Below are 11,832 nucleotides of genomic sequence, written 5' to 3' on the forward strand. Positions count from 1 at the left end.
ATTTTACTAATTAGCACATTTGCTAATTTGCTAATTACCATATTGTAATATCATCTCTACAAAGGCAGGGGCTTGGTGAGAATAGAAGAGCGTTTGTTTAGTGTCGAGAGCGGCTATTAGGCTCATATCCTCCGCTGAGAGTTGGAAGTCAAATACATTAAGGTTTTGTTCCATACGCTCTTTGCGCACCGACTTAGGAATGCAGATAATATCGCGTTGCAAGAGATAGCGCAAAGCTACTTGGGCAGCACTTTTGTGATACTTTTCACCAATAGCATTGAGCGTAGGATTGGCAAAGAAATCGTTTCTGCCTTCGGCAAAAGGTCCCCACGACATTAGCTTGGTGTCGTATTTCTTCATTAGCTCTTGGAGGTCTTGCTGTTGGTAGAATACGTGTGTTTCCATTTGGTTTACAGCAGGTTTTATCTCGCAGTGGTATGCCAAATCGAGGTATCTATCGGCATAGAAGTTGCTGACGCCAATAGCGCGCACTTTGCCCTCTTTGTAGGCTTCTTCCATAGCGCGATAAGAGCCGTAATAATCGCCAAAAGGTTGGTGAATGAGCAGTAAATCGATATAATCAGTTTGGAGTTTATGCAAAGAGGTTTCGATAGAGGCTTTTGCCTTTTCATAACCAGCATTGCTTATCCACACTTTGGTAACGATAAAGAACTCTTTGCGGTCGATACCACTTTTCTTAATAGCGTTACCTACACCCTCTTCATTGCGATAGATTTGGGCAGTGTCAATCATTCGGTAGCCTACCGAAATAGCATCGCTTACGCAACGCTCACATTCTTCGGGGTTTACTTGGTATACACCATACCCCAATAGGGGCATTTGTACCCCATTGTTTAACTCAATGTTTTTCATTTGTAATTCTTATTTTTAGTTTTTAGACTCTGCAAAGATAAACAATTTTGTCAAATAATTGTTACAGAGGAGTTGGTAGTTTTTGTAGATTTTTTTTTTCAATAAAGTTAGGTAGAACTCAATAAAAAATCACACTCAATAAAACTCATTCGTTAGAAAATAAAACTCCCCGTGCAAAGAGAGATTGCAAGGGGAGTGTTAGCGAGAGATTAGCTTAGTCAATTTTGTAAACTACTTTTGTAAGTCCTAATTCTTTCCATTTGCCATTTTTAGCTTCAGGACGTGAATATACATTGCCTAACAAAGAAGATTTTTGTTTAAATCGTGATGCTTTCCAAGTTTTGTGTTCTACTTTTCCGTTGTTATAGTGCCACTCTATTTTTCCTACTTTTTTCTCTAAAAGTAATTTTTTAAAAGCTTCTAAATCATTAGGAACAAACTCAATAGGCAGTTTTTCAACAGAAGTATTGTCAAGGTTGTTCAAAGATACCTCTTCAACAGCAATGGGTGAGATAGCAATATTCAAATGCTCAAACACTTTTTTTACAAGCTTAGAATCATATTCCTCTTGTAGTTCTTTGTATAGTTTATCTTGCAAATGAGAAAGCTGTTCTTCCACATACTCTTGGATTTCATTCATAACTTCACTTTCTTGTATTTTCTCCAATTGTTTTTCAGCAAAGACAAGAAGTTTATCCTTTCCAAACTGCTCTTTAGTAAGTAGAGATAGTAGTTCTTCAGCTTCTGGATTATTCTCAGTGAATGCAGCCTCAAATACTTTTTGAGCTTCTGTGCCGTCTTCTGTAGTATCATCATAGTACAATTGAAATTTGTCCCCCAAAAGCACCCCAAAGCGAAGTTTTAGCTGTCGCATATAAGAGATGAGTTGTTTCTTATGTTTTTCCACAGACTCATTAGGGTGTTTTAGCTCTACTACAAAAAGAACTTTGTTATTGCTCTCTATAGTAATATCAGGGATTAGTGTTTGATTACTTCCTACACTGATATGCTTTTGAGTAACGACTTCTCCTTGTCTTCTTGACCAGCCCAACTTCTCTAAGAAATTTTCAATTTCTATTTGAAGAATATTTTCTTTAGTATTCTTTTTTTGATGTGTGCTTACTATAAAGCACAAGTCATTCCATTTATTCATAATGTTCTATTCAATTGTTTTTTCTTCTACTTTGTAATATTTAGTAATTTCAACAATAGCAACAACTTCTAAATTTACATAGATAGTATCTTCATACCCAGCATCCTCTAAGCCTAAATATACAAATTGATTTTTGTTGAATTTGATAAGACCATTACGAGAATGAGTATTTTTGATAGAGTTATCAATGTCATACTTAAACTTTTTATGCTCTTGAAAATTTTCAGCTTCCTTTTTATTATAGATGAAATAAACATTGGCATAAGGTTTTAATTTAGAAGGAGCTGAAAGATTATTAAATAAACTTTTTACATCTCCATATATTTCATAAGCTATATTTACTTCTCCAAAAAAGCTAGTTTTTTTTATGTTTTCATCTACTTCTTTTACTAATTGAGTTTGTTCTCCACTTTCAATTAAAGCATTTGAAAGAATTATACGATATATCCAATACTTTGTGTTTTTTGGAATTTCAACAGGAATGACAATTTTAGTATTAGTTTCATCAACAAGTTTATCTAAAAAACCTTTACTTTTCATTGTTACAGAATAAGGTTCATTAAAAACATTAACAGTTTTGTACATAGTTATTTTTTTGTAACCTTTCACAGAAGTATCACTCCAAAGTGTGTCTATTTGAATAATAGGTTCTTTAGCTTTTTGTTTTTCAAAAGCATTACTATCTACTTTTACCTCATCTTTATCATCAGAGAATGATGAAGGAGAAGTGTAACTCATCGTAGGAATTTTCTCTCTAAATGATTCTTGAATAATCGTTACGATAAACAAAACAGCAAAAATAACTCCTATTGTAATATAGATTTTCTTCTTTTTTCTTGCTTTACTAACATTGTAAGTGCTACTATCTTGTAGAAACTCGTTTTCTCCATTAATAATTTTTAGAAGTCGTTGAAGTAGTTTTATTATTTTATCTACCTTGTCTAAGTTTTTAGAAAAAATGTCATCTACATTGAAGACTTTTTCTATTTCACCTTCTAAAGTGAATATCAGAGAATGGTTTATTAGTTCTATCTTCTTTATGTCTGCCCAAGAAATTTTTTCTACTACATTCTTACTAAACCAATTACTTTGAGCAATTGAAATAGCTTTTTCGGTAAAAAGAACAGAATCTTTTTCACTCATTCCATTTTGGAAAGCCAATAGGATTTCATCTCTTGTATCCAAATGATGAGCGAGTGAGAAATCTTTGCTTTTGGTTATATGTGAGGACTTCAACATAGAGTAAGTATAGGTATCACTCCATACGCGATAAGAATAAAACATTGATGACACCTCTCCTTCAAAGTCATAACGACTCATTTCCTTTAATATTCTTTCTTTCATTGCTAATAGTCTTATTTAATTTCTTTTAACATTTCACAAGCTTTGTTACTACTATTGTTGTAGGGGGAATTCTTACTGATCCAATAGAGATTGTCACACGCTTTATTAAGCCAATATATAGTTTGTTGTTTATTTTTCTTAACTCCTCTTCCTTCACTATAGCAAAGAGCCAATAAGTATTGAGCGTCGGGATATCCTTGTTCTGCAGATTTCTTTGCCCAATAAATTCCTTTTTCGTTAGATTTAGCCACCCCTTTCCCTAAAAAATACAAAGTGGCTAATAGACTTTGTCCTATTTCATTATTCCCTTCTGCAGATTTTTTTGCCCAATAGAATGCTTTTTCATCTGATTGTATCACTCCTCTTCCTGTAAAATATGAGTTTCCTATAGTAGCTTGTGCAAGTGTATTTCCTTGTTCTGCAGCCTTATTAGTCCAATAGAAAGCTTTTTCATAGGATTGTTCTAATCCTCCTTGTCCTAAGAAATAATAGCCAGCTAATTTGAGTTGAGCCCCCACTTCTCCTTTTTCAGCATCCTCTTTTAAAGATGCTATATCTTCATTTTCTTGTGCATTACTAATAAAAGTAAAGCATAAAGTACATAAAATTGCAATAAGTTTTTTCATTTGTTAGCTAAAAAAGTTTATTATTCCTACTCTTTTACAGGCTTTTCGGGTTCCGCCTTTATCGTTCACATAAGTACATAAAAAAACGCGGGCACATTCCTTATACTTTTATAGAAGCCCGACCAAAGGCAGTAACTAAAGCAAAAGGAATGCCCACGCTTAAACGTAGGCATTTCCACTTCTACTTTCCTTTAGTTACTTAAAAAAATGGTCGTTTTCTATAAAAGGAAAATGTAAAGCGAAACGCTAATTTATGTCTTTATGTAATTGTTTTCTCTGTTTCTTTTAAATAGTGTTTAAATGAGTTTTTAAATTTATTGCAAAGGTAATACTTTTTTTGTGATGAGCAAGTGATGATGAGGATATTTTTTAGTAAAAACTTGTGTAGTTTTACTTTACACTATAAAACTGATAAATGTCGTTTTGAATGGAGGAGATAAGATTTCGAGTTCCTGCCCTGAGTGAATTTTATTTACTGCTTGTCGTGCTACGACTCGCGCTACAACCAATTATCTTATTGCTTCAATCATATTATCTACTTGTAGTTTTTCGAGGATATTTTGGCGGTGGCGGTTTACGGTATGTATGCTGATGTTCAGTTTTTCGGAGATTTCTTTGCTGAACATTCCTTCTTTAGCAAGGGCGAGTATCTCTCTTTCGCGCGGAGTGAGCAGGACATCGGTAGCACTTTCGATAGTGAAAGGTACTACTTCATCGGTAAGGCAGTTTTTTATCTGAAAACGGACAGAAGTATTGGCTGATTGCTCGGGAGCGAGGTCTATCATACCCATAGCCAAAAAATTATCGTCTTTAAAGGCTAATATACGCATTTGGTAAATCATTCGTACATACTTTCTTCTATCCAAAACTCTCATTTCATAGATGTATTTGTAAGTTAGCTTTTCTTCCTCGGGGAGTGTATCTAAAAACTCCCATACTTTTTTATCAATTCTTCTTACCACCTCTAAATCATCGGGATGTACCAAATTTTCAATATTGAGCTCTTGAGATGCTTCAATATATTCGGTTACATAATAGTAATGCCCGAATTTATCCGATAGAAAAACGGCAAAACTACCTGCTTGTTCCAAGATTTTCATATAAGAAATGTATTCTTGGGCTATTTCCTCTATGCTTTTATCGGTTGTCATCTTAAAAAATGGTTATTATTCAGTATTGTGTAGTGATGTGCACCGGCGTAATTTTGCGCCAAAGATAATCAAATATTTTTAAAAGATGAAGAATAAATCACGAACCATTAGGAATTTATGTATTTTTATTTTCGTAGCCCTTAGTTGTGGCTGGATAGGCGTGTGGGTAGATTCGCTTACGGGGGAAACGACAGGCGATTTCAGCGATACCAACAATGGTACTAGCGGAATGGGTATTTTTATAGTGGCTCCCCTGCTTACTTGGCTCTTGTTGCGCACTTTTATGGGTGATGGTTGGAGCGATGCAGGGTTGCGTCCGCTTATCAAGAAAAACCTGCGTTGGTATGGGGTGGCAACCCTTATTTACCCTGCGGTGATTGCCGTTACCCTGCTTATAGGCGAGTTGTTAGGCTGGCTGGACGTGCAAATCCGGTGGACGGACTATTTTGCGGGCTTTGGTATTTTTGTAGTAGCCGAATTTGTAAAGAATTTCTTTGAAGAATCGTCGTGGCGGGGGTATCTTACGGCTCGTTTGCTCAGTTTGCATATTAAAGACGTGTGGCTTTACCTCATTGTGGGGGTAGTGTGGTGCTCGTGGCATTGGCCTTACTTTTTCTACTTCATAAAACCGGAACAAATATTTGCCGTATTCCCTTATGATAAGGTTACTTTTTGCGTAATGGCATTGGTGTGCTGCATCTCGTGGACGGTGATGTATACCGAACTTTTTCGCCTTACCAAGTCGATATGGGCAGGGGTGTGGATGCACGCTATTGAGGATACGACTATCAACAGCTTGATATACGACAAACATATTTTTATAGAAACGGGCAAACATATACTCATTTCGCCAGTTTCGGGGATTATCCCTTGTCTGTTGTACCTTGGTGTAGGTCTGTGGCTGAGGAAATTACGAATGACGAGAGACGAATGACGAGAGACGAGTTACGAAAACTCCCCGTGATGCGAGCTACATAGGCAGTTTGCATTACGGGGAGTTTTATTTATTGAGTGTTGTACTATGACTTAATTAGCGAATTTCCACTACTTCTTCCAGTGGAAGTCTCTTCTTAGGAGTCTTACTTGGGTGGTTGCCATCGGCTTCACTGTGATAGCCTACTGCTACAGCAAGTACCGCTTTACAGCCTTTTACTTGCAATTTTTCAGTGTAATAAGCCGTATCAATTCCTTCCATAGGGGTAGCGTCAATACCCTCTGTTCCACAAGCGGCTACAAAGAAACCTGTTGCCAAATACACTTGTTTTTGAAACCACGCCTTCGCTTTTTCATCATCACCAGCTTTTACACTTTCGTAATAATCTACTACAGGTTGTGGCTGATTGGCTTTGAAATGGTTTTCAAAAGCGGCTGTATCATCATAAGCGAAAAACACGATGAGGTGACTAGCCTCTTTTATCTTCTGTTCGTTGAAGAATGAATGCGCTGCCAAGTCGGCTTTGAGGGCTTCATCACCTATGATAGCAAATTTCCAAGGCTGACTATTTACTGAAGAAGGAGCTAAGCGGAGAATTTCTGCCAATTCTTTGATTTTAGCTTCATTTATCTTCTCATTGCGATATGCTTTGGCAGCATATCTCTTTTGTGCGATTTCTAAAAAATTCATATTTTCTATTTCTTATAATTAGTTGTTTGTTACCTCTGTAGTTACTTCTATATTCCCACGAGTAGAGTTAGAATACGGACATACTTGGTGTGCTTTGTCCGCAAGTTCTTTGGCTTGCTCAAGTGATACCCCAGGTACATTCACTTGTAAGGTTACAGCAAAGATAAAACCACCAGTATCAAGCTTTCCTATAGATACGTGTGCTGTTACAGTAGTTACCCCTGTGGTTACTTTAGCTTGCTTAATAACCAAGTTCAGTGCGGTATCAAAACAAGCTGCATACCCTGCTGCAAAGAGTTGCTCTGGATTGGTATAATCATCATTAGCTCCTCCTAAGGCTTTAGGAGAGCGAAGTTCGAGGCTTAATACGCCATTGTCGGAAGTTACTTTTCTATTAGGGGCTCCGGTAGCGGTAGCCACTGCTGTGTACATTGCTGTCATCTGTCTTCTTTTTTATTTATGATTTAATAATTTGTTTACTAATGTCCTAAGAGTCTCTAATTCTTCAGCGGTAAGTGCTATTGACTCTTTCAATCGCGAAGGAATGTCTTTGATGGTTTCTTGTAGCTGTTGCCCCTTTTCGGTCAGTGCTATCCACATAATGCGTTCGTCCTTCTTGCAGCGGATACGAGTGAGCAATTCTTTGGCTTCCATTCGCTTAAGCAAAGGGGTAAGGGTACCACTGTCTAAGTAGAGCCTTTCTCCTATGGCATTCACCGTGAGAGAGCCTTCTTCCGTGAGTACTAAAAGTACCAAATACTGTGGATAGGTAAGGTCTAAGGGGGTAAGATATTTAGCATATTGCTGTGTAATCTTACGCGAAGCCGCATAGAGCGGAAAGCATACCTGAGCGCTTAATTGTAAGTTTTCTTCTATCATCACTTCTTGATTTCGGGGGCAAAAGTATAATTAATATTTTAAACAACAAAATTTTTTACAAATAAATTTTGCACAATGTAATTTTATAATGAATTATTAGGTAGTTCAATAACTAAGAATCCCCCGTGTAGCAGGTACTACACGAGGGATTTTATGCGTTTATTTACTAATTTTCTCAGCCCAATCGAAGAGTTCTTCGAGGTCGTAATCACCACTATGAGGTTTATCCCAAGGGAGGGCATAATCTACAGCGTAGCGGTGATTTTGGAGTGTAGTAGCAAGAATTAAGGATATAGCTGCTGAGGTATCACTGTCCTTAGCCCCGTGGCGTATGCGCCAATATTTTGGCAAATGAGCATTCTTTTTACCTATAAAACTCATTGGGTTCATCAGTTTTACGATATTGGCATCTGCCATTTGGCTCTCTACAATACTGTTCTTAAAAGCATAAGGGGTGAAATGCTTTTTATCGGTGGTGCTATCGCCAAAGAGTTGGTTCTCTCCTGTGCTTAGGTCGAGGGCATCGAAGGCTGGAGGACTTTTGTGTCGCTCCATATAAGTGATGTAGCCTTCCCAATTGATAGCCGTAACTTTACCGTTTTTAAGGGTAAGGAAAGAATATTGACTAAGATCAGTACCTTCTTTTTGTGCTTTTTCGGCAGCCGCTATAACCGTTTGTTTTAGTAGTTCTTTAAAGCTACCTTCGCCTTTGGAGTTTAGAGTAAGCTGTTTGCCTTTACTGTCTTTTAGCTTTAGACTATTGAGGTAAGCGGGGAAGTCTTTTCTAAGGTCAGCAGAAACTTTAGCTTGCTCAGCGGTAAAAGTCCCTGTCTTATAAGTGCGTTGTACGTTGTAATCAAGCATAGAAACCTCCATCGTTTTATACTGACTAAGGTTACCAAACTGCCATTCATAGGCTTTATCGGCGTTCTCTAAGTTGGTAATAGGGCAGTAGGCTGATACGGCAAAAATAGCATCGGTAGCAGGGGCAGCACCTAATTCCTTTAAGTAAGGCTCGTAATCGGCTTGGTCGCCCGAAGCTCCTAAAAGGGCAGATGAGGCGCCTCCTGCACTCGTACCATTAGAAATGATTTTATTGGCATCGCCTGGTATTTCTTTATCGTTGTATTTGAGGTAACGCACGGCAGCTTTTAAATCGACAATTACAGCGGGGGCTTTGCCGGTAGCCGAGGTACGTCCGCGCGCACCAGGTGAGGCAACCACAAAACCTCTGCTAAGAGCCACAATAAGCGAATTATTTGTGTCTTTAAACTTACCTCCAGTAAGCGAAAGAGGCTTGGCAGGCATATAGCCTCCTACACCATTAGGAAAGAAGATAGGGGCAGTTTGAGCATTAAAGCCGTTGATTGTTTCGCCATTGAAGTAGGCTTCAGGAATGTAAATATTCAACTGTTGGTATTGCTCTTCTACCGGATTGGCTACATATACAATTCCTTCATACGCGCGTACTGCAAGGGTCTGGTTACCTTGTGTTACTTGTTGGGTAGTGTATTTAGAAGCATCAAAGCGGAGAGGTGATTTTTGCAGTTCTTTTAAGATTGCTTCGCCTACACTCTTAGCTGATTGCGGGTTTTGCCCTGTGATTACGCGATTATCTACGCTCACTTTGTCTTGCCACAAGCCCGCTTTATCAATGATAGCCCCGCGCTCTTTGAGCTTGTTTTCTAACGAATAAGGCACTACTTGGCTGAGTTTTACAGCCTCTTCTTCTTCATTGGTGAAAGGACTCAAAGTTTTGCCACTTACTAAATATTTGCCGTTAGAGAGCTTAATATTCACTAAACCCGATGGCCCGTGGCACACTGCAGCTATTACACCCCCTTTTTCGTAAATCTGTTGCGCTATTTTAGCAAGGGCTTCACTGCTAGCAAAATCCCACATTGTGCCGTGTCCTCCTGCATAAAAGATAGCGGCATAGTCCTTAGCTTTTACCTGCGAAGGGGCAAGGGTATGAGCTAATTGTTTTTGATAGTCGGTACTTTCCCAATATTTTTTATTGATAGGGTCGTCTAACTTCACACCATAGGCAGTAGTGCTACCACCTTTCGGACTTACAAAATCGACCTTATAGCCAGCCTCAGTAAGCACTTCTAAGGGGTGAGTCACTTCCGATAGAAAATAGCCTGTAGTTTCACCTGTATTTCCCAGTTGGGTATGGTTTGTTACTACAAAAAGTACTTTTTTGTTCTGTGCTACCCCAGCTACACTGTAGATAAGGGTGAGCAATACTACTAATTTTTTCATTGTTTTTTCTTTTTAAAATTCGGGGCAAAGATACATCTAAAATATGTATATTGCTGAGAGGTATATCATTTTTTTTGGGATAAGGCAAAATACAAACGGCTAAGGGTTTCGCGTGACATGCCTAAATAAAATCAATAATACTAAAACTCCCAGTGGTGCCAGCTGCATAGGCTGTTTGCGCTACGGGGAGTTGTTTTATTGTGTGTTGTGCTATGACTCGTGCTACGACCTAATTTGCTTATTTTTCAATTGCTAATTTAATCAAATGTTGCATTGCGGTGTCTATCTTTTCTGCCGTAGCGAAGTTTTGCTTTATATGGTATTTTTCGGCGATAGCAGAGATTTTCTCGTAGCGTATGCGTACAATTTTTTCCTCCTTGTAGATGAGAATTTTCAAAGGAAGTTCAATAGCCAAGCGAGGGTTTTCTTGCATTAGAGCAGTACCTACTTTGGGGTTGCCCACTATAAGTACAGTCGCGGGCTGCATATTTTCGCCTACTGCTTCGGCTGCCTTGTGGTGTTTGATAGTAGCAAAAATGGTAATCCCTTTGCTGTTCAGTGTTTTCTGAAGTGCTGCTACAGTCTCTTCAAAAGCCAATGGACTCTCAAAATCAGCATAAGGTTTTATCATATCTGTACAGCTAATAATAGGTTGTGCCGCAGCTAAGAATGGGAATAATAAGAAGATAATTAAGTGTTTCATATAGTTTATTATAAATGTTTTGCAAAGAAAGTAAGGGTAAGTTCATTTAGCTTGTGGTGGGTCTCCTCAATAGGGGTTTTGCCACTAAATCCCAAAAGATGAGGAAAAGGCACCCACAAAGGCGCATCGGTAAAATCTACGTGGAAGATATCAGGGATTTGTACAAATTCACTTTCGGCTGTGTTTTTGCATAGGTTTTCCATTGTGCTGAGGTGCTCTTGAATATCGCTTTCTGTCCACCCCCCTGAGCGTTCTCTTTCTGTGCGCATAGCTTCTGCCGGACGTGTGATCACCATTGTAGGAACACGCAAGCCCGTTTGTGCTATTTTTAGCGGAATCTGTGATTCCATAATCAAATTAGCCTTGATACGGGGGTCTTTCCACGAGGCTTCTGATACGATAATTCCTCCGAGGGAGACCCCAAAAGCTCCTAATTTATCCAAGTTGAGTTTATTGTAAAGAAGATTGTTAGGGTCGTTGGTATTCAGTGTGGTGAGGAAATCTATTACTTGCGATACATCTTTGGCGAAGTAGGCTATCAATCCCCCTTCAAAAGTTTTTCCATTATAACTCAGAAGAGGATTTTCTTCTGTTAAGCTCTCATTGAGCATAGGGTCGATGAGTGTTCGCGGCAGGCTTTTGAGCGTACTGCCATCGGGGAAAGTCACCAAGGCTACCGCTATCGGACAATCAATACCCACTACTATATAGCCTTGAGAGACCAACTCTTGTATCTGAAAAGTATTTATACATCGGTGACCATAAAGTCCTGTGAGGTACAAAAGTACAGGATATTGCGCTTTTTCCTTGTTTACAGGAGCTTTTACTAAGGCATTCGAACGCTTGAATTGCAATGGATAAAGCAATGCCTTTGGGATGTGCAAAAGCTGTGAAATAGCCTCGCTCACCTTTGTAGCTTCAGGGATATAAGGGGCGTAATCAGGGTGAGAGGTATTTTCGGCAGGGTACCACACTTGTATGGGGATTTGTCTGGCTTGGTGTTTATCAGTGATGAAAATTTCTTCCCTATTAGGGTCGGTTACACAATAGGTTACTGTGCCAACAGCATACTTGCCTGTAGGTTTTGCAAAAAGGGTCGGGCGAAATATATAGTAAGCCCCTGCCACGAGCAAGAGCAATAGTATGGTGATAAGGATATACATCTTTTTCATTTTCATTTGCTAATACAGTGAGGAAATTGTAATCTTAAAGTA

The 11,832-nt window shown here is 38.5% G+C and carries 12 protein-coding genes; 1 reads left to right on the forward strand and 11 read right to left on the reverse strand.

The genetic code is table 11. The features are described from left to right. Positions 1-30: 30 nt before the first annotated feature. The 5 genes from CGC57_RS08935 to CGC57_RS08955 all read right to left on the reverse strand — a co-directional run bounded on the left by CGC57_RS08935 (position 31) and on the right by CGC57_RS08955 (position 5,147). On the reverse strand, positions 31-873 hold the full coding sequence (locus CGC57_RS08935; protein WP_095898865.1) for an aldo/keto reductase: 843 nt from the start codon (positions 871-873) through the stop codon (positions 31-33). Between the two features lie 214 nt (positions 874-1,087). Then, on the reverse strand, positions 1,088-2,026 hold the full coding sequence (locus CGC57_RS08940) for a type I restriction endonuclease (RefSeq protein ID WP_095898866.1): 939 nt from the start codon (positions 2,024-2,026) through the stop codon (positions 1,088-1,090). Positions 2,027-2,032: 6 nt separating this feature from the next. Further along, positions 2,033-3,370 (reverse strand): hypothetical protein, encoded by a 1,338-nt coding sequence (locus CGC57_RS08945; protein WP_095898867.1) that lies wholly within the window; start codon positions 3,368-3,370, stop codon positions 2,033-2,035. A gap of 11 nt (positions 3,371-3,381) precedes the next feature. Then, on the reverse strand, positions 3,382-3,996 hold the full coding sequence (locus CGC57_RS08950; RefSeq protein ID WP_095898868.1) for a tetratricopeptide repeat protein: 615 nt from the start codon (positions 3,994-3,996) through the stop codon (positions 3,382-3,384). Between the two features lie 509 nt (positions 3,997-4,505). Further along, on the reverse strand, positions 4,506-5,147 hold the full coding sequence (locus CGC57_RS08955; protein WP_095898869.1) for a helix-turn-helix transcriptional regulator: 642 nt from the start codon (positions 5,145-5,147) through the stop codon (positions 4,506-4,508). An 85-nt stretch (positions 5,148-5,232) separates the two neighbouring features. Here CGC57_RS08955 and CGC57_RS08960 point away from each other — a divergent pair, with 85 nt between their 5' ends. After that, positions 5,233-6,081: a CPBP family intramembrane glutamic endopeptidase gene (locus tag CGC57_RS08960; RefSeq protein WP_095898870.1), complete on the forward strand. Its 849-nt coding sequence runs from the start codon at positions 5,233-5,235 to the stop codon at positions 6,079-6,081. Between the two features lie 96 nt (positions 6,082-6,177). On the opposite strand, the gene CGC57_RS08965 is transcribed toward CGC57_RS08960, so the two are convergent. The 6 genes from CGC57_RS08965 to CGC57_RS08990 all read right to left on the reverse strand — a co-directional run bounded on the left by CGC57_RS08965 (position 6,178) and on the right by CGC57_RS08990 (position 11,796). Next, entirely contained in the window at positions 6,178-6,771 is a 594-nt protein-coding gene (locus CGC57_RS08965) for a nitroreductase family protein (RefSeq protein ID WP_095898871.1), read from the reverse strand. Between the two features lie 18 nt (positions 6,772-6,789). Beyond that, entirely contained in the window at positions 6,790-7,212 is a 423-nt protein-coding gene (locus CGC57_RS08970) for an organic hydroperoxide resistance protein (protein WP_002679235.1), read from the reverse strand. 12 nt (positions 7,213-7,224) lie between these two features. Continuing rightward, positions 7,225-7,650, reverse strand: a complete 426-nt coding sequence (locus CGC57_RS08975) for a MarR family winged helix-turn-helix transcriptional regulator (protein WP_095898872.1) — start codon at positions 7,648-7,650, stop codon at positions 7,225-7,227. Positions 7,651-7,809: 159 nt separating this feature from the next. Next, positions 7,810-9,915 carry a subtype B tannase gene (locus CGC57_RS08980; protein ID WP_095898873.1) on the reverse strand — a complete coding sequence of 702 codons (2,106 nt, stop codon included), beginning with the start codon at positions 9,913-9,915 and terminating at the stop codon, positions 7,810-7,812. A 238-nt stretch (positions 9,916-10,153) separates the two neighbouring features. Next, complete coding sequence (locus CGC57_RS08985; protein WP_095898874.1) at positions 10,154-10,618, reverse strand: DUF302 domain-containing protein; 465 nt, start codon at positions 10,616-10,618, stop codon at positions 10,154-10,156. Positions 10,619-10,626: 8 nt separating this feature from the next. After that, positions 10,627-11,796, reverse strand: a complete 1,170-nt coding sequence (locus tag CGC57_RS08990) for an alpha/beta hydrolase (protein WP_095898875.1) — start codon at positions 11,794-11,796, stop codon at positions 10,627-10,629. Between the last annotated feature and the right edge of the window lie 36 nt (positions 11,797-11,832).

Source organism: Capnocytophaga sputigena (assembly GCF_002302495.1).
In the GTDB taxonomy this organism is placed as follows: domain Bacteria; phylum Bacteroidota; class Bacteroidia; order Flavobacteriales; family Flavobacteriaceae; genus Capnocytophaga; species Capnocytophaga sputigena.

Bases quoted from the DNA above. Each gene is read 5' to 3' on its own strand.
- CGC57_RS08935 (WP_095898865.1), bottom strand. From the start codon at position 873: ATGAAAAACATTGAGTTAAACAATGGGGTACAAATGCCCCTATTGGGG.
- CGC57_RS08940 (WP_095898866.1), bottom strand. From the start codon at position 2,026: ATGAATAAATGGAATGACTTGTGCTTTATAGTAAGCACACATCAAAAA.
- CGC57_RS08945 (WP_095898867.1), bottom strand. From the start codon at position 3,370: ATGAAAGAAAGAATATTAAAGGAAATGAGTCGTTATGACTTTGAAGGA.
- CGC57_RS08950 (WP_095898868.1), bottom strand. From the start codon at position 3,996: ATGAAAAAACTTATTGCAATTTTATGTACTTTATGCTTTACTTTTATT.
- CGC57_RS08955 (WP_095898869.1), bottom strand. From the start codon at position 5,147: ATGACAACCGATAAAAGCATAGAGGAAATAGCCCAAGAATACATTTCT.
- CGC57_RS08960 (WP_095898870.1), top strand. From the start codon at position 5,233: ATGAAGAATAAATCACGAACCATTAGGAATTTATGTATTTTTATTTTC.
- CGC57_RS08965 (WP_095898871.1), bottom strand. From the start codon at position 6,771: ATGAATTTTTTAGAAATCGCACAAAAGAGATATGCTGCCAAAGCATAT.
- CGC57_RS08970 (WP_002679235.1), bottom strand. From the start codon at position 7,212: ATGACAGCAATGTACACAGCAGTGGCTACCGCTACCGGAGCCCCTAAT.
- CGC57_RS08975 (WP_095898872.1), bottom strand. From the start codon at position 7,650: ATGATAGAAGAAAACTTACAATTAAGCGCTCAGGTATGCTTTCCGCTC.
- CGC57_RS08980 (WP_095898873.1), bottom strand. From the start codon at position 9,915: ATGAAAAAATTAGTAGTATTGCTCACCCTTATCTACAGTGTAGCTGGG.
- CGC57_RS08985 (WP_095898874.1), bottom strand. From the start codon at position 10,618: ATGAAACACTTAATTATCTTCTTATTATTCCCATTCTTAGCTGCGGCA.
- CGC57_RS08990 (WP_095898875.1), bottom strand. From the start codon at position 11,796: ATGAAAATGAAAAAGATGTATATCCTTATCACCATACTATTGCTCTTG.